This window comes from Nostoc sp. (assembly GCF_036917635.1).
Taxonomy (GTDB): domain Bacteria; phylum Cyanobacteriota; class Cyanobacteriia; order Cyanobacteriales; family Nostocaceae; genus Nostoc.
Map to the genome: position 1 here is coordinate 1 of NZ_JBALCW010000056.1, position 26,264 is coordinate 26,264.

Annotated in this window: 23 protein-coding genes; 11 read left to right on the forward strand and 12 right to left on the reverse strand. The window is 42.1% G+C overall.

Annotated elements, in window-relative coordinates; genetic code table 11:
* Positions 1 to 1,384 (forward strand): tetratricopeptide repeat protein (locus V7K32_RS14535; protein WP_334994309.1); only part of this gene is annotated, 1,384 nt, incomplete at its 5' end.
* Between the two features lie 83 nt (positions 1,385 to 1,467).
* On the opposite strand, the gene V7K32_RS14540 is transcribed toward V7K32_RS14535, so the two are convergent.
* From V7K32_RS14540 to psaA, 3 genes are all read right to left on the reverse strand, one after another.
* Positions 1,468 to 1,938, reverse strand: a complete 471-nt coding sequence (locus V7K32_RS14540; protein WP_334994311.1) for an REP-associated tyrosine transposase — start codon at positions 1,936 to 1,938, stop codon at positions 1,468 to 1,470.
* A gap of 173 nt (positions 1,939 to 2,111) precedes the next feature.
* Positions 2,112 to 4,343: a photosystem I core protein PsaB gene (psaB, locus tag V7K32_RS14545; protein WP_334994313.1), complete on the reverse strand. Its 2,232-nt coding sequence runs from the start codon at positions 4,341 to 4,343 to the stop codon at positions 2,112 to 2,114.
* A 198-nt stretch (positions 4,344 to 4,541) separates the two neighbouring features.
* On the reverse strand, positions 4,542 to 6,800 hold the full coding sequence (gene psaA, locus V7K32_RS14550) for a photosystem I core protein PsaA (RefSeq protein ID WP_334994315.1): 2,259 nt from the start codon (positions 6,798 to 6,800) through the stop codon (positions 4,542 to 4,544).
* A gap of 542 nt (positions 6,801 to 7,342) precedes the next feature.
* On the opposite strand from psaA, the gene V7K32_RS14555 reads away from it, so the two are divergent.
* The 3 genes from V7K32_RS14555 (at position 7,343) to V7K32_RS14565 (ending at position 11,180) form a co-directional block, all read left to right on the forward strand.
* Positions 7,343 to 8,812: a hypothetical protein gene (locus V7K32_RS14555; protein ID WP_334994317.1), complete on the forward strand. Its 1,470-nt coding sequence runs from the start codon at positions 7,343 to 7,345 to the stop codon at positions 8,810 to 8,812.
* Between the two features lie 550 nt (positions 8,813 to 9,362).
* A complete protein-coding gene (locus tag V7K32_RS14560) occupies positions 9,363 to 9,746 on the forward strand; it encodes a hypothetical protein (protein ID WP_334994319.1) in 384 nt (127 codons plus the stop codon).
* 72 nt (positions 9,747 to 9,818) lie between these two features.
* Positions 9,819 to 11,180, forward strand: a complete 1,362-nt coding sequence (locus tag V7K32_RS14565) for a sensor histidine kinase (protein WP_334994321.1) — start codon at positions 9,819 to 9,821, stop codon at positions 11,178 to 11,180.
* On the opposite strand, the gene V7K32_RS14570 is transcribed toward V7K32_RS14565, so the two are convergent.
* Complete coding sequence (locus V7K32_RS14570) at positions 11,145 to 12,059, reverse strand: glutaminase (protein WP_334994323.1); 915 nt, start codon at positions 12,057 to 12,059, stop codon at positions 11,145 to 11,147. The genes V7K32_RS14565 and V7K32_RS14570 overlap by 36 nt on opposite strands.
* Positions 12,060 to 12,606: 547 nt before the next feature.
* Between V7K32_RS14570 and V7K32_RS14575 the strand changes: the two genes are divergently transcribed.
* On the forward strand, positions 12,607 to 14,121 hold the full coding sequence (locus tag V7K32_RS14575; protein ID WP_334994325.1) for a thioredoxin-like domain-containing protein: 1,515 nt from the start codon (positions 12,607 to 12,609) through the stop codon (positions 14,119 to 14,121).
* An 89-nt stretch (positions 14,122 to 14,210) separates the two neighbouring features.
* Here the strand turns inward: V7K32_RS14575 and V7K32_RS14580 are convergent, their stop codons facing one another.
* Both V7K32_RS14580 and V7K32_RS14585 read right to left on the reverse strand, forming a co-directional pair.
* The gene (locus V7K32_RS14580; protein ID WP_334994327.1) at positions 14,211 to 14,486 is read right to left on the reverse strand and encodes a hypothetical protein; all 276 of its coding nucleotides are present in this window, start codon (positions 14,484 to 14,486) and stop codon (positions 14,211 to 14,213) included.
* 48 nt (positions 14,487 to 14,534) lie between these two features.
* Positions 14,535 to 14,744, reverse strand: a complete 210-nt coding sequence (locus V7K32_RS14585; protein ID WP_334994328.1) for a hypothetical protein — start codon at positions 14,742 to 14,744, stop codon at positions 14,535 to 14,537.
* Positions 14,745 to 15,150: 406 nt separating this feature from the next.
* Here V7K32_RS14585 and V7K32_RS14590 point away from each other — a divergent pair, with 406 nt between their 5' ends.
* The 4 genes from V7K32_RS14590 (at position 15,151) to V7K32_RS14605 (ending at position 18,113) form a co-directional block, all read left to right on the forward strand.
* Positions 15,151 to 15,531, forward strand: coding sequence for a KGK domain-containing protein (locus V7K32_RS14590; protein WP_334994330.1), 381 nt, complete (start codon positions 15,151 to 15,153; stop codon positions 15,529 to 15,531).
* Positions 15,532 to 15,547: 16 nt separating this feature from the next.
* Positions 15,548 to 15,898 carry a DUF952 domain-containing protein gene (locus tag V7K32_RS14595; protein ID WP_334994332.1) on the forward strand — a complete coding sequence of 117 codons (351 nt, stop codon included), beginning with the start codon at positions 15,548 to 15,550 and terminating at the stop codon, positions 15,896 to 15,898.
* A gap of 154 nt (positions 15,899 to 16,052) precedes the next feature.
* Positions 16,053 to 16,703: a Uma2 family endonuclease gene (locus V7K32_RS14600; RefSeq protein ID WP_334994334.1), complete on the forward strand. Its 651-nt coding sequence runs from the start codon at positions 16,053 to 16,055 to the stop codon at positions 16,701 to 16,703.
* Between the two features lie 489 nt (positions 16,704 to 17,192).
* A complete protein-coding gene (locus V7K32_RS14605) occupies positions 17,193 to 18,113 on the forward strand; it encodes an RluA family pseudouridine synthase (RefSeq protein ID WP_334994441.1) in 921 nt (306 codons plus the stop codon).
* Positions 18,114 to 18,272: 159 nt separating this feature from the next.
* On the opposite strand, the gene V7K32_RS14610 is transcribed toward V7K32_RS14605, so the two are convergent.
* The 5 genes from V7K32_RS14610 to hemC all read right to left on the reverse strand — a co-directional run bounded on the left by V7K32_RS14610 (position 18,273) and on the right by hemC (position 24,025).
* Positions 18,273 to 19,040 (reverse strand): phycobilisome rod-core linker polypeptide, encoded by a 768-nt coding sequence (locus V7K32_RS14610; protein ID WP_334994336.1) that lies wholly within the window; start codon positions 19,038 to 19,040, stop codon positions 18,273 to 18,275.
* A gap of 356 nt (positions 19,041 to 19,396) precedes the next feature.
* Complete coding sequence (locus V7K32_RS14615) at positions 19,397 to 19,951, reverse strand: hypothetical protein (protein WP_334994338.1); 555 nt, start codon at positions 19,949 to 19,951, stop codon at positions 19,397 to 19,399.
* Positions 19,952 to 20,569, reverse strand: a complete 618-nt coding sequence (locus V7K32_RS14620; RefSeq protein ID WP_334994443.1) for a phycobiliprotein lyase — start codon at positions 20,567 to 20,569, stop codon at positions 19,952 to 19,954.
* An 803-nt stretch (positions 20,570 to 21,372) separates the two neighbouring features.
* Complete coding sequence (gene glgA / locus V7K32_RS14625) at positions 21,373 to 22,812, reverse strand: glycogen synthase GlgA (RefSeq protein WP_334994340.1); 1,440 nt, start codon at positions 22,810 to 22,812, stop codon at positions 21,373 to 21,375.
* Positions 22,813 to 23,053: 241 nt separating this feature from the next.
* Complete coding sequence (gene hemC, locus V7K32_RS14630; protein ID WP_334994342.1) at positions 23,054 to 24,025, reverse strand: hydroxymethylbilane synthase; 972 nt, start codon at positions 24,023 to 24,025, stop codon at positions 23,054 to 23,056.
* A 303-nt stretch (positions 24,026 to 24,328) separates the two neighbouring features.
* Here hemC and V7K32_RS14635 point away from each other — a divergent pair, with 303 nt between their 5' ends.
* Positions 24,329 to 24,565: a hypothetical protein gene (locus tag V7K32_RS14635; RefSeq protein WP_334994344.1), complete on the forward strand. Its 237-nt coding sequence runs from the start codon at positions 24,329 to 24,331 to the stop codon at positions 24,563 to 24,565.
* 31 nt (positions 24,566 to 24,596) lie between these two features.
* Here the strand turns inward: V7K32_RS14635 and V7K32_RS14640 are convergent, their stop codons facing one another.
* Entirely contained in the window at positions 24,597 to 25,043 is a 447-nt protein-coding gene (locus V7K32_RS14640) for a lysozyme inhibitor LprI family protein (protein ID WP_334994346.1), read from the reverse strand.
* A 190-nt stretch (positions 25,044 to 25,233) separates the two neighbouring features.
* Between V7K32_RS14640 and V7K32_RS14645 the strand changes: the two genes are divergently transcribed.
* Positions 25,234 to 26,205, forward strand: a complete 972-nt coding sequence (locus V7K32_RS14645; RefSeq protein WP_334994348.1) for a YegS/Rv2252/BmrU family lipid kinase — start codon at positions 25,234 to 25,236, stop codon at positions 26,203 to 26,205.
* The last annotated feature ends 59 nt before the right edge of the window (positions 26,206 to 26,264 follow it).

The window sequence follows — 26,264 nt, forward strand, 5'->3', positions numbered from 1 at the left end:
TGGGGTCATACTTCAAACTGCTGGAATTCTTTTGCAATATACATTTTGGCAGTTTTTGACCCCTATTTCTTCAAGCTTTGTGAGAAATCCGGGTGAAGTTCGTGATAAGTTAGGCGATGAATCAGGGGTCATAGAAGATTACAAAAAAGCGATTCAAATTAACCCTAATGATAAGGATAACTATCTATTAAGGTTTATTTTATCGACTAGCGATCAAAAAGCACAGTTACAACACTCGAACCAAGCAATTCAGATTGACCCTAAAAGTGTTTTGGCTTACGACTATCGCGCTCGATCCCGGATTATATTAGGGGATAAACAGGGTGCTTTGCAAGACTACAGTAAAGCAATTGAGCTTGACCCTAAAAAGGCATCTGCTTACACAAGTCGCGCTGAATTGCGGAGTGCATTAGGTGACAAACAGGGTGCTTTGCAAGACTATAATAAAGCAATTGAGCTTGACCCTAAAACTGGATATGCTTACACAAGTCGCGCTAATTTACAGACTGAATTAGGGGATAAAAAGGGTGCTTTACAAGACTACAGTAAACTAATTGAGCTTGACCCTAAAAAGGCATCTGCTTACACAAGTCGCGCTATATTTAGGAGTGAATTAGGGGATAAACAGGGTGCTTTACAAGACTACAATAAAGCAATTGAACTTGACCCTAAAGAGGCATCTGCTTACACAAGCCGCGCTATATTTAGGAGTGAATTAGGGGATAAACAGGGTGCTTTACAAGACTACAATAAAGCAATTGAACTTGACCCTAAAAATTCCGTGATAGTGATTGGTCGGGCGGAGCTTCGCCATGAAATTGGCGATAACCAAGGTGCTTTACAAGACATAAACCAATTTTATAAATTTTATCCACCTCAAGATGGTGATACCTATAGTAGTAGAGGGTTTTTTCGGAATAAATATGGTGATAAACAGGGAGCTTTACAAGATTACAACACAGCAATTCAGCTTAGAACTTCAAACTCAATGTTAGTTATTGGTAATAAACAATTAACTCCTCCATTCACTATTTATAAAGGGCGAGCTGATGTTCGTGCAGATTTAGGTGATAATCAAGGAGCATTACAAGACTACAACATAGCAATTAAGCTTGAGCCTAAATTTGATGTTGCTTATAACAATCGAGGTAATGTTCGCTCCAATTTAGGTGATAAACAGGGAGCTTTACAAGACTATAATAAAGCGATTCAGTTAAACGCAAAAAATTCTGATGCCTACGATAATCGAGCTTGGGTTCGCTATGACTTAGGAGATAAGCAAGCTGCAATTAAAGATTGGCAGCTTGCTGCTAACCTTCATTTAGAACAAGGGGATACAAAGAAATATGCCGAGGCAATAGAGAGAATTAAATTGTTTCAATAGTCAATTATAGACTGACACTTAAGGCTACAAAGGGGCGGGCAAGATGCCCACCCCACAAGAGAAGAGGGAAGTGATGAGTGAGATTATTCAGGGAGTTGCCAAAAGAAGGGGTAATTTTCTGGGCTTGATGACAGTCCTGCTTTTACAGGATTTTGTCTGATATATTCCCAATATTGTTGAAACTCTTGGTCATTCCTAACAATCCGGTCATATCTTTCATCTTGCCAAACTGTTCCTATATGTTTCATGACTTTGGGAATTTGTTTAGCGCTATAACCTTTAATACTTTTCATAATGCTACTCAATGACCAAAACTCATTTTCCGACTTAAGTAATGGCTGAATCAGAAGATGCACATGATTTGTCATAACTACAAAGACAAATATTTGATATCTGTTTTTATCAAAAAATAAACAAGAATTAAAAACTATTTCTCTAGCTTGTAGACTCAGTTCTAACTTTTCCCAAGTATTAAAAGTAATGAAATAAACCGCCCCATCTAACTCCCAGTGCGGTAATCTTCTCCGAAAAATTTTCAACTTTGGCTCTTGCATTCAGAATAAAAAACTTCAGAATAAAAAACTATTTATAATTTATTTTTCTTGTGGGGTGGGCATCTTGCCCGCCCCTTCTTTATTTTTCCCATCTTCCCACCCAAAACCCACAAAAAATCCCCCACCTTGCGGCAGGGGATTTTTATTACTTACCTACAAAACTAGCAGTCGAATTAACCAAACTTACCAGCAGTAGAAGCAATCAAGAATGCAGCGTAAGTCAAGACATAGCCAACAGTGAAGTGAGCTAGACCAACTACACGACCTTGAACGATAGACAGAGCCACGGGCTTATCTTTCCAGCGAACTAGGTTAGCTAGAGGAGTCCGTTCGTGCGCCCAAACAAGGGTTTCAATCAACTCTTGCCAGTAACCTCTCCAGGAGATTAAGAACATGAAGCCAGTAGCCCAAACTAGGTGTCCAAACAAGAACATCCAAGCCCAGACAGACAAGTTATTCACGCCGTAGGGGTTGTAACCGTTAATCAACTGAGCAGAGTTAGCCCAGAGGTAATCGCGGAACCAGCCCATGAGGTATGTAGAGTTCTCATTGAACTGAGCTACGTTGCCTTGCCAAATACCTAGATGCTTCCAATGCCAGTAGAAGGTAACCCAACCAAGGGTATTGAGCATCCAGAATGTAGCGAGGTAGAAAGAATCCCATGCTGAGATGTCGCAAGTACCGCCACGACCGGGGCCGTCGCAAGGGAAGGCATAACCGAAGTCCTTTTTATCGGGCATCAGCTTAGAACCACGGGCATCCAAAGCACCTTTGACCAAGATCAAGGTGGTGGTGTGCAGACCCAAAGCGATCGCATGGTGTACCAAGAAGTCGCCAGGGCCAATTGTCAAGAACAGGGAGTTAGTACCAGCATTGATGGCATCTAACCAGCCTGGTAACCAAACGTTAGCGTAGTTAGGCCATGCTGTATTGGCAATACTATCTGGGTTAGACAACAAGGTGTCTAAGCCGTACAGTACTTTACCATGAGCAGCTTGAACGAATTGAGCAAACACAGGCTCAATCAAGATTTGCTTTTCAGGAGTACCGAAAGCAACCACTACATCGTTGTGGACGTACAAGCTGAGGGTGTGGAAGCCTAAGAAAAGAGATACCCAGCTAAGGTGGGAGATAATCGCTTCTTTGTGCTGCAACACGCGCTCAAGGACGTTGCCCTTGTTTTGTTCGGGGTCGTAATCACGTACCCAGAATATAGCTCCGTGAGCAAAAGCACCAAGGATCAGGAAACCAGCAATGTATTGATGGTGCGTGTACAGCGCTGCCTGAGTTGTGTAGTCCTTAGCAATAAATGCATAAGGAGGCATGGCGTACATGTGCTGTGCCACCAAAGAGGTGATGGTTCCTAGAGCCGCTAGGTGAATACCCAACTGGAAGTGCAGTGAATTGTTATAGGTGTCGTACAACCCTTGGTGAGGCAGGTTAAACTGACCTTCACTTTTGCTACCAGGTACTAAACCGGATTTGGAGTTCAGCATTTCTTTAATGCTGTGACCAATTCCGAAGTTAGTCCGGTATTGGTGACCGGCGACGATAAAGATAACTGCGATCGCCAAATGGTGATGAGCTATATCAGTCAGCCACAAAGATTCTGTCTGGGGATGGAAACCACCCAAGAAAGTCAGAATTGCAGTACCTGCACCTTGAGATGTGCTGAATATATGCCCAGGAGTGTCAGGGTTTTGAGCGTAAACGCCCCAGTTACCGGTGAAGAAAGGTGCCAAACCTGCTGGGTGGGGTGGGGTGTTGAGGAAGTTATCCCAACCTACGTGCTGTCCGCGAGCTTCGGGGATAGCAACGTGAATTAAGTGACCAGCCCAAGCCAAAGAACTAACACCAAACAAACCTGCTAAGTGGTGGTTTAGGCGATGTTCAGCACTCTTAAACCATGCCAAGCTAGGACGGTACTTGGGTTGCAAGTGCAGCCAGCCAGCAAACAAGAGTACAGCTGCGAACAACAACAGGAATACTGAACCTGTGTACAGTTCACTGTTAGTCCGCATACCAATGGTGTACCACCAGTGGTAAACACCAGAGTAAGCAATATTTACCGGATTGCTAGCGCCAGCTTGGGTAAAAGCTTCGATCGCTGGTTTACCAAAGTGGGGGTCCCAAATCGCGTGGGCGATAGGACGGATGTGAAGGGGATCTTTAATCCACTGTTCAAAGTTACCTTGCCAGGCTACGTGGAACAGGAGGCTGGATGCCCACAGGAAGATGATTGCCAAGTGACCGAAGTGAGTTGCGAAAATCTTTTGGTAAAGATTTTCTTCCGTCATGCCATCATGGGTTTCAAAATCGTTGCCTGTAGCGATCGCATACCATATCCGACGAGTCGTCGGGTCCTGTGCGAGATCCTGGCTAAATTTCGGAAATTTCGTCGCCATAGGTTTAATAAATCCTCTGACCTTTAGCCATCAAATACCAGCTGGGATAGTTAGAAGTTATGAGTTGTGAGTTATGAGTTGAGATTTATGAGTTGTCAGTTATGAGTTGAGAATTTTTATTTCTAATTCTTAACCGCTAACTCCTAACTTCATTCCTAACCCCTAACTCCTAACTCCTAACTTGTAGAAAGCTGATTGCTACCCTACTGAAAGGATATGTGCATGGAAGAACGCCCAAGTTGTGGCAATTCCTCCTAAGAGGTAGTGAGCTACCCCTACAGCCCGACCCTGAATAATACTCAGAGCGCGAGGCTGAATTGCTGGTGCTACCTTCAGTTTGTTATGCGCCCAAACAATGGACTCAATCAGTTCTTGCCAGTAGCCGCGACCACTGAACAGGAACATCAAGCTGAATGCCCAGACAAAGTGAGCGCCTAAGAAGAGTAGACCGTATGCAGACAGCGCACTGCCGTAGGAATTGATGACTTGTGTAGCTTGCGCCCACAAGAAGTCCCTCAACCAACCGTTGATGGTGATGGCGCTTTGGGCAAAGTTACCACCAGTGATGTGAGTCACAGCACCATCTGCATCTACGGTTCCCCAGACATCTGATTGCATCTTCCAGCTGAAGTGGAAAATTGCAATGGATATTGTGTTGTACATCCAGAAAAGTCCGAGGAACACATGATCCCAACCAGATACTTGACAAGTACCGCCACGACCAGGACCGTCGCAGGGGAAGCGGAAGCCCAGGTTTGCTTTGTCTGGAACCAGACGAGAGCTACGGGCAAACAGTACACCTTTGAGCAGAATTAGGACAGTAACGTGTATTTGGAATGCGTGAATATGGTGGATTAAGAAGTCCGCCGTACCCAAAGCAATGGGCATCATCGCTACTTTACCGCCTACAGCCAAGATTCCACCGCCGAAAGCATAGCTAACGGGTTCTAGCGCATTGGGAGCAGTGCCACCAGGAGCTAGGGTGTGGATGTTTTGTACCCACTGGGCAAACACTGGCTGCAATTGTATTGCAGTATCAGAGAACATGTCTTGGGGACGCCCCAAGGCACGCATTGTATCGTTGTGGATGTAAAGTCCAAAGCTATGGAAGCCGAGGAAGATACACACCCAGTTAAGGTGAGAAATAATCGCATCTCGGTGACGAAGCACCCGATCCAGTAAGTTGTTTTGGTTCACAACTGGATCGTAATCCCGCACCATGAATATGGCAGCGTGAGCCGCACCGCCGACTATACAGAATGCACCAATCCACATGTGGTGGGTGAAAATGCACAACTGTGTCGCATAATCAGTTGCCAAATATGGATAAGGAGGCATCGCGTACATGTGATGCGCGACGATGATGGTCAGAGAACCCAAGAAGGCCAGGTTAGTAGCCAACTGAGCGTGCCAGGATGTGGTCAGGTTTTCGTAGAGACCTTTGTGGCCTTCACCAGTGAAAGGACCTTTATGGTTTTCCAGGATCTCTTTAATGCTGTGACCAATACCCCAGTTGGTACGGTACTGGTGACCAGCAATGATAAAGATAACTGCGATCGCTAAGTGGTGATGAGCAATGTCAGTCATCCACAAGCCGCCTGTTACTGGGTTTAGACCGCCCTTGAAGGTTAGGAAGTCAGCATACTGACCCCAGTTCAAGGTGAAGAAAGGTGCTAAACCAGCAGCAAAGCTGGGATACAGCTCGGTCAACAAGTCTTTGTTCAAGATGAACTCGTGGGGCAAGGGTATGTCTTTAAGAGCAACGCCTGCATCCAAAAGCTTGTTGGTCGGTGCGGATACGTGGATTATGTGACCTGCCCATCCCAAGGAACCACAACCTAGCAATATTTGCAAGTGGTGATTCAGCATTGACTCCACATTCTGGAACCATTCCAGTTTGGGAGCGCGTTTGTGGTAATGGAACCAGCCGGCAAATAGTAATAAGCCTGCTAATACCAAGCCACCGATCGCAGTCACGTAAAGCTGAAAGGAGTTTGTGATACCCCAGCCACGCCATACTTGGAACAAACCAGAGGTGATTTGAATACCGTGGAAACCACCGCCAACATCACCGTTTAAAATGTCTTGTCCCACAATGGGCCAAACAACCTGAGCACTTGGTCTAACGTTCAACGGATCGCTTAACCAAGCTTCGTAGTTAGAAAACTTCGCGCCGTGGAAAATCATCCCGCTCAACCAAACCATTATTACGGCTAAGTGGCCGAAGTGGGCTGAGAATATCTTGCGGGATATGTCTTCTAAATCGCTTGTATGTGTATCAAAATCATGGGCGAGTGCGTGCAGGTTCCAAATCCATGTGGTGGTTTTGGGACCTCTGGCTAAGGATCTGTCAAAGTGTCCAGGTTGCGCCCATTTCTCGAATGAGGTTGGAACTGGATCGTTATCGACGATTACTCTTGCCTTTTTTTCCTCTCGCTCTGGAGGACTTATTGTCATTCGACCTCCTCTCTTGATAAGGAATGAGGAATCATGAATACCACAAACTTAACCATTACCGCAAATTCCATTTTGCTGAAGCCGCGATGAAGACCGATGTGGATTGTTGTTTCTCGTTGAATTATAGAGTCTTAACTTGTACTTTGTTGGAGATAGTTGGAGATATTTTAACAATAATTCAAACTTGCTGAAATATTGCTGGAATTCCTGCCTTAACTGCCTTTTAACTTCAAAGCCTTTGTCCAAAAGTCAATAGATTATCCATTTAATTTACAAAGAATAACAATTTGCAAATTTTATAGTTTGGCTGTAAGAGCCGATGTTCCAGCTTTGGCTGCTATTGCTCATGAACATTTGTGTCATATTTCCATTGTTGTAAGTAAAAAGCTGTAAGGAATATGACTTGTTTTAAAATTTTCGGAGATACACAAGAAAAATTATCGGATTTGAGGCAGATTTCATCTTTTGGGCTATAGTCCCAGATGGACAGTTTGAGCCAAAATAATCTGTAAATTCTCGAAGAGGATCACTGGGTGCAACGCATGAACTCGTGGCAGAAAAGAGTGTTAGAGAAGCTCCTCCCTGAGAGGTTCCCGATTTTCAGGTGGGTGATGACATTGGTGCTGGTATTAAGCTTGACCAGTTGTGGCGAGAAAGTGAGTAGCCAAGAAGTATCTACTGACTATAGAGAAAACCCTCCACAGATTTCTCAAATTTCAAAGCAATTTTCCGAAGTTTCCCCACCATCTGTTATCCAAGAACTGCGGACAATTTTGGAAGTTTATCAGCCACAAGTGACAATTGTTACTCCCCAAGCCGATCAAGTTCTCCAAGACAACAAAGCCACAGTCAGTTTTCAGGTTAAGGATTTACCAATATTTAAGGATTCACAATTACAACTAGGTCCCCATCTACATGTAATTCTGGATAACCAACCTTATATCCCTGTTTACGACCTGAATCAGCCCTTAGTTTTACCAGACTTGTCTCCAGGGACTCATACCCTGCGGGTCTTCGCCTCCCGTCCTTGGCATGAAAGCTTTAAAAATGAAGGCGCTTATGCCCAAACAACATTTCACGTCTTCACCAAAAGCGACGACAACAATCCAGATATCAAGTTACCCCTGCTAACTTACAGCCGCCCTCAAAGTAGCTACGGAGCAGAACCAATCTTACTGGACTTTTACCTAACTAACGCGCCTCTACACCTCGTCGGCAAGGAAAACCCTAACGACGAATTCAGTGATTGGCGTATCCGCTCGACAATTAATGGTGAAAGCTTTATTTTCGATCGCTGGCAAGCAGTTTATCTTAAAGGCTTTAAACCTGGTAAAAACTGGGTAAAACTGGAATTTCTCGATAATCAGGGAAATTCTCTCAAAAATGCCTTTAATACTACAGTTAGATTGATTGACTACCAGCCCAAGGGTAAAGATACTTTGTCGAGAATTGTCAGAGGAGAACTGACAGCAGATGAGGTGCGCTCTATTGTAGACCCGAATTATAAACTTCTACCTAAACCCACACCTACGCCTTCTATTGAAAAAACACCCCAAATACAACCCAAAGTAGAAAAACAGCCGATTCCAGAAACGGAATTTCCCGAAGAATCCAAAATACAGCCAGAACAACCAAAATTAGAAATTCCAACGGCTGTACCATCTCCCACCTTGTCCCCGACACCACCAGAAATAATTGAGTCTCCGATAGCAAAGCCACAGCCAGAGGTAACACCAACTCCTGAATCAACACCGTTACCGGAAAAAGTTACACCTGGGCAAAAAAAATCTAAACTTGGCGGATTTTTTAACCGTCAGGGTGGCAAGATACCTACCCCACAAACACCAGTTGCACCATCTCCTAGTTTGCCACCCACACTGCCAGAGATTATTCAGTCTCCAGCACCAGAAATAATTGTGCCTCCAGCAGAAAGTCAACCCGAATCACAGCCAGACGTAACGGTAACACCTCCATCGGCTAAATTCCCCAAAAAACAAGTGCAACAGCCATAAAAAATCTTGAGGAAAGAGAAAAATAGAGCCATTGTTAGCCCTCCTAAAAGCCAGGGTTAGATCATTCTCATCTAGGTTGCCTCAGAATGAATTCTGAGTCTAATAGCGAAACTCTAGGACTTACGCATTGACAGAAAGACCAAAATAGCAAATATGCTTTTCAACGCTTTTGACTAGATTTTTCAACCACTTTTTGGCGATCGCAGGTGGTTTGTAAAAGGCTAAAACGACCTATTTACGTCAATACACAAGAGGTTTCGTTTGTACAGTGCGTAAGTCCTAAACTCGTCTTTAGACGAGTAAGACTCATGTTATAGTCCGTTTTAACGGACTTTAGCTAAAAGCCAAAGAACTTCAGTTCTGGGCGGTTTCTGTTTAGAACGAAATAGCCCTACCTTAAACCAATTCGCAATACTTCGACTTCGCTACTTCGGCTATGCTCAGTACAAGTCAGTACAAGTTCGCTTTTTCTTAATGACGCTCTCTATTTTACTGAATAATTAGGGAATTCTAAGTAAGGATTGACTCTTCTTGCTTACTTAGGATTAATATGGCTTTTCAGACTCAAGGTTCAGATTCTTCGTCAGTTTCCGACCATATCCCCGTGGTTCAATCGAGCCAAAAAAGCTGGTTGTCAAAAATTACTAATAATCTGAGTGTTGGTAACAAAATTAAATTTGGCTATGCTTTTGCTCTCGGTGTGGGAATTGTCGGAACCACAATTGGGCTAATCTTAGGAGATCATTATCAACAAGAGGCGTTGGAGCAGCAACAAAATGCCTTTAAGGAACTCAATTTGCTTTATCGTCTCCAGACAAGTATCCTTCAAACCCGGACGCACCAACAGCAACTTATTCCATTAGTGTCAAATCCAAAGCTGTACAAAGAAGAATATGCCCATATTACTAATGTACATACACCTGAAATTAAGTAGGTTTGGCTGGAACTCGAAACCTATATAAAAACTGCCGATTATAGGAACCAAAAGCACACGGATAATATTCCCGTGCTTCTAAAAACTTATGAACTTATAACCCAAACTTATATCCAGCAACTTGCCGATTTGATCGAGCAACTTGATTTATCTCCTCTAACTGACAATAAAATTGCGATCGCTCAACGACGACTGTTAAAGTTTACCAATAGTCAGTTAGCACTCGATTTTGATGAAATCTCTGATGAACTAGTCAATATCATTAATGCCTCTTATGAAGAATTACACGCAGCGACGATAACTTTCAAGACAGCAGCCCAAATCCGAATTCAAATCATTGTTGCTAGCATTTTGTTGTCAATAGGAATTGCTAGTATTTTAGCTTTATTAACGAGTCGAACCATTACCCATCCTGTTGAAGTGCTGACGAATGTGGCGCAACAAGTCATTAAAGAATCTAATTTTGACCTGCAAGCACCGGTAATGACTACAGATGAAATTGGGATACTTGCTACTGCATTTAACCAACTTTTGTACAGAGTTAAATCGCTACTGGCAGAACAGCAAGCAGCTACTTTATCTCAGCAGCAAATGCAAGAAACCCAATTACTGCAAAGTGAGAAAATGTCTAGTTTAGGACGAATGGTAGCTGGGATTGCCCACGAAATTAATAATCCAGTAAATTTTATTTACGGCAATTTAGATCCTGCTATTGAATATGTAGACGATTTATTAGCATTGTTAAAAACTTATCGTCAAGAAATACCTATTCTACCTCTAAGCGTACAAGCCCACGCCACCGAAATTGATGCAGAATTTATCGAAGAAGATTTACCCAAACTTTTGCAGTCAATGAAGTTCGGCGCTGATCGTGTGCGCCAAATTGTCTTGAGTTTAAAAAACTTCTCTCGTATAGATGAAGCAGAATCCCATCCAGTTGATTTGCACGAATGCATTGAAAGTACTCTACTTATCCTCAATAACCGCATCAAAAAAGACATTATAATTGAGCGCTTATATGGTGATATTCCTAGTATTGAAGGTTTTTCTAGTTCGCTTTACCAAGTGTTCATGAATATTCTCAACAATGCGCTAGATGCTTTGGAGGAACACCAAAATTTTCAAGACAAACCACGAATTACGATCGCTACTGAACTTCAAGACAAAAACTGGGTAGTTGTCCGCATTGCTGATAACGCTTCTGGTATTGCTCCTGATACTCAAGAGAAAATTTTTGAGATGTTCTTTACCACCAAAGCAACAGGTGTTGGTACTGGTATGGGACTTTCCATTAGTCATCAGATTGTAGTCGAAAAACATGGAGGACGATTAACTTGCAAATCTGAGGTGGGTAGTGGTACAGAATTTATGATTTCTCTCCCCATTCAAAAGCAGCATTTACCCAAAGATGCTCAACTGCAACTGTTGCGCTAAAGCCTCAACAAACACAAGCCCCCCTACTGGATTTCCGATATTATCCAACCCAGGACTATAACAAGCGATCGCTCCCTCACCTGATACTATTGCTACAAGTCCACCACCAATGCCTGATTTCATCGGTAGACCAATCCTAACTGCAAACTCGGCTGAAGCTTCATACAGTCCACAAGTTAACATCACAGCGTTGACAATTCGGCGATTTTGTGCCAATAAACAGCCATTTTCACAAGCTAGGAATTTTCCTAACAGAGCTAAATCTTCAACTAGTCCAGAAATACAGCATATTTGGTTATAAGTGTCAAGTGCTGTTTCCAAATTTTCTAGATGACCTATTTCGGTAAGATAGTTTGCGATCGCTTGATTGGCTGTTGAGCGGGTTAATCGCACTGAAGCCAGCATTACCTCATCTAAATATAGTTGACAACCTGCTAATTGGTTGAGCCATTGACAAAATAACAAAGTGCGATCGCTTGCGTCCCTTCCTGGTAACTTATCAGACAGGCTAATTGCCCCACTATTAATCATAGGGTTACGGGGGTGTCCGCGATCGCTAACTAATTGTTCTAAAGAATTGAAGGGTGCATCCGATGGTTCCACCCCAACCCAGCCAAAAACCGTTTCTGCGCCAAAATGTTCTAGCAGATAAAGTAAGGAAAATGCCTTAATAGCGCTCATTAGCGGGAAAACACAAGCTGTATCCCCAAGGCTGATAGTTTTTCCTGATTTACAGCAGATGTGAACTGCAAACCAACCAGGATTAGCCAAAGCTAATTGCGGAATGCGATCGTTAACTCGTCCCTGTTTCGCCTGAATTTTAGCTAGTTGTACCCACGCTGATATGTCTATAGTGGTTAGTTTGTCAAGTCTTTTCAAAGTGTAAATTTTCTAAAAGTTCATTTATTAGATAGTAACTAACAGTATATTCTGAAGCTTATCAAAGCTTTTTAATATCTTAGTAAACACGAAATTAAGGATAAAAAATTTATGAAACTTAATTTAAGAAAGCATACAGCGATCGCAGTTAGATTGTTTTCAAGAATACTGGTTGAATGAAACCGGATGAGTCGCTTACAGCTAGGGTAGATGATTTCGTAAATTCATAGCGTAGCCCCCTCCCTATAAGTAAATGGGGGTTTCAAAGCCTCTCTCCCTCTAGGCTACGGTGTACACAAAGATCGTCGAATTACCCAAAACAAAAACCTCACCCTGTCCTGGCGGACATCCCTCTCCTTGCTAAGGAAACGGACAGGTTTTGCGTAGCAGAACCAGGGTGAGGTTTCTTTGGGCTATTCGATAAACCGTAAATTGCGAGAGACTTGTGTGTACAAGGTAGCGCAGTAGGAGAGAGAAATGGAAGCGGCGTTTATAGTATAGTTTGGGACTTTTCAAGCATCCTCTTAATTACGAATTACGAATTAATATGATTCCCCGTGTCAGAGCGCCAGAATTACCACAAAATGACTCTTGGCTCAACACTGATAAACCCTTGTCTATTAAACAACTCAAGGGTAGAGTCGTAATTTTAGATTTTTGGACATATTGTTGCATCAATTGTCTGCATATTCTGCCAAACCTGAAATATTTAGAACAAAAATATAAAGATAGTCTTACCGTTATCGGCATTCACTCCGCCAAATTTGACAACGAAAAAGAAACAGAAAATATTCGTCAAGCTATCCTACGTTACGACATTGAACATCCAGTTTTAGTTGATAGCAATTTTCGAGTTTGGGAAGAGTATGCTGTACGTGCTTGGCCTACATTAATAATTATTGATCCAGAAGGTTATGTGATTGGCCAGATTTCTGGTGAAGGAAATCGTGACACTTTAGACGAGTTGATTCAAAAGTTAATTCAGCAACACCAAGACAAAGGCACAATTAACTTCCAAGAACTTAGCTTGACTTTAGAAAAACAGCGTCAACCATTAATCACACCCCTAGCTTTTCCTGGTAAAGTTATAGCTACTCCAACGGGTTTATTCATCGCTGACTCTGGACATCATCGCCTAATTATGAGTAGCTTTGATGGGGAAATTTTACAGTTGATTGGTAGTGGAAAATCTGGCTTAACTGATGGTGCTTTTAACGAAGCGCAATTTTTTGCACCACAGGGAATGGCTTATGATGCCGAAAATCAAATTCTTTATGTTGCTGATACAGAAAATCATACACTGCGGCGAGTAGATTTAAAGCGTCAAGTAGTGGAAGCGATCGCAGGAACAGGTGAACAAAGCCGCAATATCCGTCCTCATGGCGGTGCTGGTTTAGAAACTGCGCTAAATTCTCCTTGGGATTTAGTGAAAGTGGGAAATACGTTGTTTATTGCAATGGCTGGGCCTCATCAAGTTTGGCAAATGGATTTAGAAACTGGCATCGTGAAAACTTATGCTGGTACTGGTGCAGAAGCTTGTGTTGATGGTTCACTTACCGAATCTGCCTTTGCTCAACCTAGCGGTATCAGCACCGATGGTAATGAATTATATATTGCTGACAGTGAAGTTAGTTCAATTCGTGGTGTTGGAATTGTAGAACCGTATCAAGTGCGAACCGTTTGCGGTAGTGGAGGTTTATTTGGTTTTGGTGATGTAGATGGACAAGGTGAAGAAGTTCGTTTGCAGCACTGTTTAGGAGTAGAATATGCTCAAAATTTTCTGTGGGTAGCAGATACTTACAATCACAAAATTAAATTAGTGAGTCCCAGTGGGAATTGTCAAACAGTTTTAGGAGATGGTTCTACTGGTTTACAAGATGGACAAGGTAAGAATAGCCGTTTTTTTGAACCTTCGGGATTGAGTGTTTGGAGTTCACATTTATATATTGCTGATACTAATAATCATGCCATTCGTTGCGTAGATTTGGATACCTTTGAGGTGACAACGCTGGAATTTCGTGGTTTGTGTGCGCCAGATGTTTGTATTCCATCTACTTTATAGAATTATAACCTCACGCAAAGGTGCAGAGAAAAACTTTGTGCCTTTGCGTGAGATTTAAAAGAGAACAAATTAAATAGTGCTATTGCTGGTTAAAGTTTGAAAGGGATGGATTCAAGATTCTTATCAAAAATTAAAAATTTATCTGCCTTGATACCTTTAGGAGTGTCAAATAGGAAATCTACAGAACGAGCTTCACCTTGAGAGAAAGGTTTACTTAGCAAATTAGTATCATATTTTAACTCCATCTCTTTAATATCATATTTGTTGCCTTTTGAGTCAACTAATTTCGATAATCCAATAAGGAACCATGCATCATCCTCTCGTTGTCTTTTGCCACTTGTGTTTTTAACGGTTACAGAAACCACTGTCCAAACTTCAGCTGCTTCGTATGTCCTGTACTTACCTTGAATTTTCTATCCTGCATATTTAACACCTGTGACGCTAAATTCCCAACCTTTGCGATTAAGTTTGCCGTTGACTGCTTTTGAAACTGCTTCAATGTTAGTAGTATCGGCGGCATTTGCTTGAGATGACGAAGGCTCTAACTTGGCTTCTGGCGAAGGTGTACAGGCAGAAATGGTAAGTAACAATGCTGCAATAGATAAGTATTTAAATTTATTCATGGTTGCACTCTGGTTGTATATCTAAACCTCTTTAATCTTTTCAGAGGTTCGTTATTATAATTCCCAAAAATTGAGTAACATTAACAAATGATAAAAATCAATAAGTTAAACTAGCTCTAATTTTTAAGAAGAAGTCAAGCCAGTCAAAGGTTAAAGTCTAGCTATAGGAATCCTATTTTATCTGTCAATACCGAGAGGCTCAGATCCCCGACTTCTTTAAGAAGTCGGGGATCTTTTTGTTCGTAACTTATTTAGAAATATTGTTGAGCGATCGCTTGATGCTGCTTAGATTGTTTCTTTACATTTTATATTCAGTATTTATACTAGAGTACTGTTAATTAAATCACGATAAAATTTAGTAGAAATTATAGACTGGCAACTTTGAATTGTCAGTATAGATATTGCTATGAAAAATAAATTCATTCTTCTAGACTGTGGAGATGATGTCATTTTATTTGAGAATGATACTTATAAAGTAAGTAAATTAAGAGAGTTAGTTATACGACAATTTATAAAAAAATGGCGTCAGAAAATTTGTACATATAAAACTCAAATTAATAATGATTCAGTTGGTAGTTTGTTTGGCAGTATATCTGCTGGAGACGAGTCCATACCCTTTAGTGAAATTAAACTAAATGCTGTCAAAGATTGTCAGGTTCTTAAAGTGGATGGTAAAGGTTGGCAGAAAGGCAAATTAGAAATTAAAATAATTATATATCCTAATAGCCATAAACCAAATAATGTATGCCTTGAATTTCATCCAAATGAACCTATTGAGATAAAATAACCTTGATAAAAACAACATGAATACTATCTTTCACATTACCAAACGCCAACAATGGGAAGACGCGAAAATACTCGGTAGCTATCGCGCTGATTCGCTAGAGAGTGAAGGTTTTATACATTGTTCCAAGTCAACGCAAATACTCAACGTTGCAACGAGATTTTTTGCTAATCAAAAAGAATTGGTACTACTTTTTATTAATTCTGATAAAGTCCAAGCTAAAATTCGCTATGAACCTGCTGAAATAGGCGAATTATTTCCTCATATTTATGGTGAATTAAATATTGATGCTGTCTATCAGGTGATTGATTTTGAAGCTGGGGAAGATGGTTTATTTGAGTTACCGCCAGAAGTTAGAAATTTAGAATAACGAACCGCAGAGGCGCGGAGGACACGGAGGAGGAGAGATGAAAAGAATTTAAGCGATCGCTTTTTGGGCGTTTGCTACATCAAATTTGAAAAAATTCCCTTTTCGCTAATGTCAAATTTGAGTAAAAATAAAATTATTTAACAACTAACATCCTATGGTTACTCTTCAACTCAAACAAATTCGAGTTCCACCAGGGCAAAGAATAATCCTGGAAGATGTGAGTTGGCAAGTATTTGAAGCAATTATCAACGAGTTAGGAGAGCATCGCGGGTGTAGAGTAGCATACAGCCAAGGAACGTTAGAAATTATGGCTCCATTACCAGAACATGAGCGATGTAAGGTAATTATCGGAGACTTGGTGAAAGCCTTGCTAGATGAACTCGATCTCAATTGGGAATCTTTAGGTTCAACTACCTTTAAACGAAAAGATATAAGTGCAGGTATTGAACCGAATGATTGTTTTTATATTCAAAACTATAAGCTAATGATTGGGAAAGATAGGATCGACCTAAGTGTTAACCCTCCTCCTGATTTGGCGATTGAAATTGATGTCACCTCTAAAACCCAAATTAGTGCCTACGAGGCGTTGAGAGTACCTGAAATTTGGCGATATGAAAGCAAAAACCTAGAAATTAGCTTGCTGCAAGGTGAACAATATGTGAAGTCTCTCATTAGCCCCACATTTCCCACTTTTTCTATCACGGAACTCATTCCCCGATTTGTAGAAATAGCACGAACTACAGGAATGAGTTCAGCACTTAGAGTGTTTCGACAATCGGTAAGAGAACAAATACAAGACAGCTAATAAGCTAAACCACATCTAGTTTGCATATCTAAAATTTATATAACTCTTGTGGGGTGGGCAACATGAGCGCCGTAATTATGCAAGTTTATTTGTGGAACAGCTTATCAATTCTGTTTTAAGATGCGCTAAATCATAATTAGGACTGAAGTATAAGAAAGAAAAACGAACCGCAAAGGGCGCAAAGGACACAAACAAAGAAAGAAAGAAAATTTGGCGCAGCCTCACAGGGAAATGGTATAAGGCAATAGAATTTGCGGATACATAAACTCTTGTCTGCCTCTGTGGAATAAGGTAAAATCAAGGTTTTACTTGAGTAGATAGGATTTATAACCGCTCTTTTAAAGCATTCCGCGCTTTACTTAAAGAACGGGGAATTAATAATTTAGAGCAATTGTGACCGAATTTAATTTACAAATCCAAGAAAATAGCGATCGCTTATCAACTCCACTAGAGGATGCAGCGTCTAGCTTACTTCCCTTCAGGGATAGGATACACTGCATCAACACCAAAGGCAACGATCGCCTTGACCGTTACCTTTCCCAAGAATTACCAGACTTATCCCGTTCGCGCATCCAACAGTTAATCGAACAGGGCAATGTCCAACTTAACGATCAAGTTTGCACATCTAAGAAGATCAATGTCAAGCTAGGCGATCGCATCACTCTTGAAATACCAGAAGCGCAACCTTTAGAACTCCTTGCAGAAGATATCCCCTTAGATATCCTCTACGAAGACGACCAACTACTCATTCTCAACAAACCCGCAGGTTTAGTTGTGCATCCTGCACCCGGTCATCCAGATGGCACTTTGGTAAATGCTCTATTAGCACACTGCCCCAATTTACCAGGAATTGGCGGAGTTCAACGTCCAGGAATCGTCCATCGATTAGATAAGGATACAACGGGGGCGATTGCGATCGCTAAAACAGAAGTTGCCCATCATCACCTACAAGCCCAACTCAAAGCTAAAACCGCACGCAGAGAATACTTGGGCGTGGTTTACGGTGCGCCAAAAGTTGAAAGTGGTACAATTGACTTACCCATTGGTCGCCATCCGCAAGACCGCAAAAAAATGGCTATTATGACTGTTGAACAAGGCGGACGAGTCGCCGTCACTCATTGGCAAGTACTAGAACGCCTCGGTAACTTCACCTTAATCCACTTTCAACTAGAAACTGGACGCACCCATCAAATTCGCGTCCACAGTGCCAAAATGGGTCATCCCATTGTCGGCGACCGAGTTTATAGTTCTGGCCATTCAGTGGGGGTAAATTTACCCGGTCAAGCACTGCACGCTTGGCGACTAAAATTGCAGCATCCCATATCTGGAGAGTTGATTGAGGTGACAGCAAACCCTCCCAGCCACTTTACAAAACTTTTGGAGATGTTAAAAAGACGAACTACACTTTAAGCCCAATGCCCAATACCCATTAACAACTAGCGTGCATCAGACATGGGATAGAGTCTGTTCCACTAGTTATACCTAAATGAAACTCCTACATAACCCAAGACTTATGCACGCTATAAAATGATCAAATGGATGTACTAGACAGCCGTTGAACAAAAATCGTTATTTAATTCCAGCCAGTTGCCGATAAGGTACAGACTTTTCGATATCGATGTTGAATGACGAGATCCTTTGTGGCGGATTGCCAGTTGCATTGACACTTTGTGCCATAGACAAGAATAGAGCCGGATCGCCTGCCTTGGGCTTTTGCTCTTGTGGGAGGAATCTGCGTACTTCTACCTGCCAAATGATTTGGGGGAAACCCAACTTAGCCCGGTGGTAAGCTTCGTATCGCGGAGATTTGATGTTGAATGGCAACTCACCCTCAGCGCGGGATGGCAGTATGCGACGGCGCTGATAAGGCACTGTAGAGTCTCCAAAACTGCTCAGGTACTCTTCAGTGTTGAGGACTTCATCAACAAACCCTCTAATACCCTTGGTAGCGACTACAATTGACCAGGCAATTTTTTCCCGCTCACTGTATGGGTCGCGTCCTAGAGCGCGCTGGATTACTTGCTCAACAAAGCGATAATTATTGTTGAGGTCGTAGAAGCTTTTCCTAAAGGTATTGGAAAGCAGCAACCCACGAATAAAGTCCCGCACTGTAATCTGTCCATTACGGAGTTGAGACTCTAAAAATGTTTCGCGATCGGCAGCAAAGGCATGAAAGAAAATTTGACGATATGCTGCTTCAATCAGAACGTCTAAATCTGACGGAGAAAGCAAATTGTCTGTACTAAAAATCCTGGGCTGTTCATCACCCGGTACTTCGTATGCAGCTACACGCTGGTTCTGACTTGAAGGGTCGTATGTTAACAGAGGAATTGCCACTCTAAAGCCTCCATATTCTTAATTAAAGTTAACAACTTTAGATCACATTTTAAGGGAGTAGTTGTATCAAAACTTCAGATTCTGATAAAATTTCACGAAACTTAACTAAGGCTAATTTAACTATTCCAAAAAACAAGGATTAGCTTCTTGGACTCAACCCATAGCTAATCTATAAAGGGAGTGCGGCTTTCACCCTAATAACTACCTAAAAAACTTTGTTCACATAGTTCAGATTAAAAGATTCAGCTTCACCTTTTTGAAATAAAGCAATAATTTTTAACATATAGCAAAAGAAATTAATGGGGAGTAGGGAATGGGGAATGGGGAATGGTTATTAATTCTTGTCTCTCATCTCCCTACTCCCTACTCCCTTGACCTATCCAAAATTCCAGGGGATCTATGGTTGACTTACAGTGAGGCCAGCTACGCAAGGTTGCTTGCATCCCTGCCTCCCAGTAGGGTGGTTCCAATCCTAGTCCTAAACATAGATGAGATAGGATGCTAGCAAATCGCTGATTGTGACCAAAGTCTCCTAGATGGGCATGGGCGTATTCATGGATGACTATGCCAAACCAGTCTCTAGGTGCAACTCGACCGACATCTACCAGAATAGTGATTGGGTTTGTGAGAATGTTGCACAGTCCATCGATGCCGAAGGATTGAGCTATGGGGACTGCAAAAATTTGGATGTGGCGACGCTCTTGGGGATGAAAGCACTCATGACAAAGCTCTAGATAAGTGTTGATCTGAGCATTAACGGTGTTAATATTATTGCCGATCCAAGTACAAATGGGGATGCGATCGCGCACGTTATCGAACACATCCACCATACCCGGTTCTAGGGCAAACCCCTGTACCTGATGCAGATAATCTCGGCCACGAGTAAAAGCATCGGTCTGCTTAAGAATCATTCACCAGCCCAAAACTGAATAAAACTGTTTTTTTGCCAGAACATCGGGCCATTGTTTTTCTGTTACTTCTTCTGGGTTAGAAGCCTCAACAGAAGTGTCAATGCGGGTTTCGGTACAAAATGATGCAGTGCTAAAGCCGCCAAACCGTTTCACTGTACTAGTTCGCATTCGCATATTTGGGCTACCGAACCAGAATCTCTCAATGGAACTCATTGTTTCATATTCGGTTGTCAACACTAGCCCATCTTCATCATCCATGTGAAAAAGACCGACTACAGGCATAATTTCGGCGTAACCTCTTTCACGGAGTAATTTACCAGCTCTTGGGTTATCGCCATCAGGTACGATCGCAAATATGGTTTTCCCTTGATGGTTTTCATCATTTTCTCTATCCCAAGCCATTGTGCCTAGCCATTGTACCCGCGAACCGCCTACTGACAGGCTGGGGTCAATCTGATGATACTGGCACAGTTCAATGATTTCTGGATGATTGGCATCCAGAGTTTCTACCTGTATATCCGATTCTCCTGTTTCTGAGCGCTTAAAGGGCAGGTGATGAGTTGCACGTTGCGATCGCCACTTCCCAGCACTTAGGTGAAAAAAGTCCATTGCGTCTATCAATGTTCTAACTCCTACTTATTACTCCTGCGGATGAAGTTTTACGGTTTTTTATTTTTATAGTTTTTGGTATATAAACATTGTGACATACTTCACACACTCCCTTGTGTAACCATTATAAAAAATAATCAATTAAGATTAAAAATGTCAGAACGTCGTTTTAATATAATTGCAATTATATGCAGTTCATAAAAGTAGTTAAACCGCGTCCATCTTGAAAACTGTAGATATTCCATGATGAAAATAAAAAACCCTCATCCCCCAGCCCCTTCTCCCAAATTTGGGAGAAGGGGAGCCGCAAAGTTGTCCCTCTCCCTTCTTGGGAGAGGGATTTAGGGTGAGGGCAAAAACTACGGTTTTCAAAATAGATGAGGTTTAACTATGATTTTAGGCACTTGTTGATCCCCCCTAAATCCCCGATAAATTAGGGCAAACCGGAGTTAAAGTTCCCCTTAAAAAAGGGGATTTGGGGGGATGTAAAACCTTTTGTTACCAACAAGAGGACTTTTCAAACATTCTTTTAAAGCAGCGCTTAACCCACTTATAAATATGGTACGTTATGGGAAAGCTTACTTCAGAAACAAAAAAACTCATGATTAGCATGTTCAGATATTAGGCTAATCTGAAAAATGCTAAGTTGGTAGACGTAATTAAATATAACAAAAAACCTCACCCTCAATCCCTCTCCGATGCTTTGGAGAGGGAAGCCGGATAGAGGGTAAGGTTTTATATTTAATTTGACCCACTTACTTATCATGAGTTCAAAAAATGAGGTGCATACATCTCTACACATGTACAAAGGTTTATGACTTGCTATTAGCGATCGCCTTGTTTAACACTAACTCTGGTTGTGGTGTCTCCTCTTCTTCTGGCAAACCGTAAATTGACCTGTACAACTTCACGTACTCTTTGGCAGATTGATACCAACTAAAATCTTCACTCATGCCCCGCTTTTGTAGTTCTTGCCATTGTGGTTTGAAACGGAAGCCTTCCCAAGCGCGGATCATACAGGTGAAAAGGTCTAGCGGTTCATAGCGGTCAAAGCAATAACCGGTGCCTGCTGCATTTTCGGGATCGTGATGGCTTACGGTGTCAACCAATCCACCTGTGCGGCGGACAATAGGTACAGAACCGTAGCGTAAAGACATCATTTGGCTGATACCGCAAGGTTCAAAACGACTAGGCATTAAGAAAGCATCAGTACCAGCGTAGATGCGGCGAGACAGGGCATCATTATACAGTAAGTAAGTTGCCATGCGTCCGGGAAAGCGGGATGCTAATTGCCACATCTGAGTTTCATAATAGCGATCGCCTGTGCCTAACAGTACCAACTGTGCATCTGTATAGGAGAGGAAGCGCTCGAGGATTTGCAATATCAAGTCAATGCCTTTTTGTTCTACTAATCGGGTCACAATCCCAATTAAAAAGGCTTTGGAGTTAACTTCTAATCCTACTTCTTCTTGTAAAGCAATTTTGTTGGCTTTGCGTTTCTCCAGGCTATCAGCAGTGAAGGTTTGGGCAATGTATTTGTCATTTTCTGGGTTATAAACTTCAGTATCAATTCCGTTGATAATCCCAGATAATTTACCGCTAATAAAAGACAGCAAACCTTCTAATGTTTCACCATAAGTAGGTGTCTTGATTTGCTCGGCATAGGTGGGCGAAACTGTATTTACCTTATTAGCAAATTGCACCGCCGCCGCCATTGTGTTGTGTCCTTGCATATACCAAGGACACCAAGTAATTTTTTCTAAGTACCAACGCCACGGCCCTTGATAAGCAAGATTATGAATGGTAAACACTGTGCTGATATCAGGATCTTGGTGCATCCACACGGGAATCATCCCCGTATGCCAATCGTGACAATGCATAATTTCCGGTTTCCAGTAATTCCAGGCAAACTCGGCTGCACCATTGGCAAACAATGTGAATCGCCAATCTTCACCATCTCCAGAATAAATGTGGCGGGGTAGGAAGGCGGGATGTCCAAATAAGTATAAGGGAACATCAGTACCAGGCAGAACGCTTTCATAAACAGCAAATTCCTGGAACATCGCATTTCCCCGCCAGATGGGTTCTTTAGGAATTTCCATTTTGTCTGGCAAGAAGCCATAGTAAGGCAAAAATATCCGCACATCATGCCCCATTTCTCTCAGAAATTTGGGTAATGCCCCGACAACATCACCCATTCCTCCTACTTTGGCAATGGGTGCTGCCTCTGCTGCAACAAATAGAATCCGCATGGTAATTTTTGCTTCCCTGAGTCTATATTGTCAAATTAACTCTTGTCGCGTCTGGCACATCTTTGGTGCAACAGCGATCAATTCTTATCTAATCACATCGGCTTGCCCAATTGCTTAGGGACTGACAAGAAATAAATTATCCAATCTTGTGGGGTGGGTAACATGAGCGCCTTTGATTACTAGGCGTTCGTGTCACTCACCCCACAATAAATAGTTGGATATTTTTTTATTTGTCAGTCCTTTAGGAACCGCGTTGAATCACCGCAAAAATTTCTGATAAAATTTCTTGCGCTCCCTGTTCCCGCAACACTTGTGCTAGTTCTGTGCCTAACGCTTCGGCATTATTGGCAATCCCTGTGACGGTATCTTTTACAAACTTTTGACCATCGACACTGGCGACTATCCCTGTTAAGGTCAAATTATCACCAGATATTTCTGTATTTACGCCAATAGGTACTTGACAGCCGCCCTCTAGAGAGCGTAAAAAAGATCGTTCGGCGAGACAGCGATCGCGTGTTTCGGGATGTTCGATCGCTTTGAGTAGAGATAGCACTTCACTATCATCAGCCCGGCATTCTATACCCAAAGCTCCTTGTCCCACGGCGTGGAGGGAGATTTCTTTGGGGATAATTTGATGAACGCGATCGCTCATTCCCAATCTCTCTAATCCTGCTGCTGCCAAAATTAGGGCATCGTATTCGCCTGCATCCAGTTTTGCCAAGCGTGTAATTAAGTTCCCCCGCACATCCTTAAAACTAAAGTGGGGGAAGTGATGGCGTAACTGTGCTAACCGCCGCAGCGAAGATGTACCGATTACCGCACCTTCTGGCAATGTATCAATTTGTTTATCTTTGTGCTTTTCATGCACCACTAATGCATCTGCTGGATTTTCCCGTTCAGTAATTGCTGCTAGTGTCAACCCTTCAGGTAAGTGAGTCGGCAGATCCTTGAGAGAATGAACGGCAAAGTCAATCTCTTGATTGAGCATTCCGACTTCAAGTTCTTTAGTAAAAAGTCCTTTATCGCCAATCTTAGCTAATGCTACATCCAAGATTTTATCGCCTTGGGTAGACATGGTGTGGACTTCAAAAATGATATCAGGGAATCTTTTCTGGAGTTGCTCTTGTACCCAGTAGGTTTGAACCAGAGCAAGTTGGCTTTTGCGTGAACCAATCCGAATAGTGCGTGGAGGACTAGAAACAACTGAAGTCATAAAACTTAATATCAAACTAGGCGATAAATTCACTCTCATCTAGACTACCGTAGTCAGGGACTCATACCAATTTTGGGGTTTGAATTTGGGATTTTGGATTACAATTCTTTACCTAAAGCTGGTTTTAGGAATCTAAAATAATAGGGGGGAATGGGGAAAATGGATTTTCATTGCTCCTTGTGAGCGGACTTTAGCTAATTCTTGAGTCCCTTGTTGAAGGCGGTGTTATAATAAAAGGTTGAGTGTTTGTAGCTGTTTGTCAAGTTTTGACTGTTGGATGGCGATCGCAACCTGGGTTGCAAGTTGCTTCATCAACTCAACTTCCCAAGATTCCTATATGGGGATGCGATCGCACTGATAGGATTTAATGAAGTCACAAAAAAGAGGCAAATTGCTTATGCTTTTCCAGAGTTGCCTTGTACTTTTGGTGGTCGGTCAATTGTTCCAGATGTGGCGGTTATCCGTTGGCAACAAATTGAGTTTGACGATGACGGAGAACCTGTAGATGATGTGCTAATTGCTCCGAACTGGACAATTTAAATTCTTTCTACCGAGCAGAGTAACAATCGGGTTACAAGCAATATCTTACATTGCCTAAAATATGGTTTTGGAGATAGTCTTGTAATTGTTGGGTACGCAATTTACTGGAATTTTCTCGACAACCAAAATAAATGGTTGGGGCAAGACTTCCTCCCTCATATCTACTCATTTCAAACTCACAACTGGTATCTCTAAACTTGATCCATGCTACCTGTGAAGCGATCAATTTCTGTTTACTAGAGCTATCTAACGTAGGTAGCAATTGTTGATAAACTTGATTCAGTTTGTTATCTGTATTCTGATAAGACAACTTTATGCATTCATCAATTGCTATTTGAGTTTGAGGATTATTGCAGTTGAGCTTTTGAACTAAGCGCATCTCCCGTAAATCAGGGGTTGTGCCTGCTATTGTCACGGTGGGAGTATTTAAACTGCTGAAAGTTAGCATACTTGCTAAAACTAGTAATAATTGACGCATGGCAAAATGTTTATTGTTTAATTAGAGACCAAAGATACTTAAATACGCGTCAGCATTGGTATGTTGCGACGCAGAAGACTTCTAAACTTCTTACATAAGGTAAACCAGCCCTGAGAAGGAAGCCGAAATTTCACAAGAATGCTAAAAAGAGTTTGGTATTTTAGTGATCTAAGTTTAGCTTTTATATTTTATGAATCGTTCCGCCTGCCTCATTTTCAATCCAGTTGCGGGTCAAGGTGACCCAGATTTAGAACTGGCAGAAATTCGGACAATATTAGAGCCAGATATTGACCTAGATATTTATCTTACAACTGAAGAAATCGACGCTGACGAACTAGCTTTTGCTGCGGTAGCGAGGGGAGTAGATGCAATCATTGCTTCGGGGGGAGATGGCACTCTCTCAGCGGCGGCGGCGGCTGTAGTGGGTACTGGTATTGCATTTGGGATCATTTCTAGAGGCACAGCAAATGCTTTTGCTACAGCTTTAGGAATTCCTGACACGATCGCAGGTGCATGTGAGACAATCTTGCAGGGAGGAACCCGCCATGTAGACGTAGCCTATTGCAACGATCAGCCAATGGTACTTTTGGCAGGTATTGGCTTTGAAGCTGAAACTGTAGAATTGGCAGACAGGGACGCTAAAAATCGCTTTGGGATGATGGCCTACGTTTTCGCTGGAATTCAACAATTGAGAAACTTAAAAAACTTTGATGTTGAAATTGAAACAGAAGATCGGATAATTAAGACTAGTGCCTGTGCAGTTACAGTAGCCAATGCCGCGCCTCCTACTTCAGTTTTAGCTCAAGGGCCAGCCGGTCTGATTTATGATGATGGATTACTAGATTTAACGATTGTAGCTCCAGTTAACAAAGCAGGAGCGATCGCAGCTACGTTTCATCTATTCCAAACGGCTTCTACAGGTAACGCTGTAGATCGCAACGATATTGGCTTTCTGCGAGCCAAAGAATTTAAAATTACAACTAAGCCACCGCAAAAGGTTGTTTTAGATGGTGAAATAGTAGGCACAACACCAGTAGAAATTAAGTGTGTACCAGCAGGTTTGAAGATTTTTGTGCCATTAGTAGAAGAAGTTGAGCCTACCGAAAAACTAGAGGGACTCCCTAATCTGACTATTGAGATGAAAGACACTGCAAAGGAGTGAGGGCAGGGAGCAGGGAGCAGGGGGCAGGGGGCAGGGGGAGATGAGCGAGTAGAGGGAGA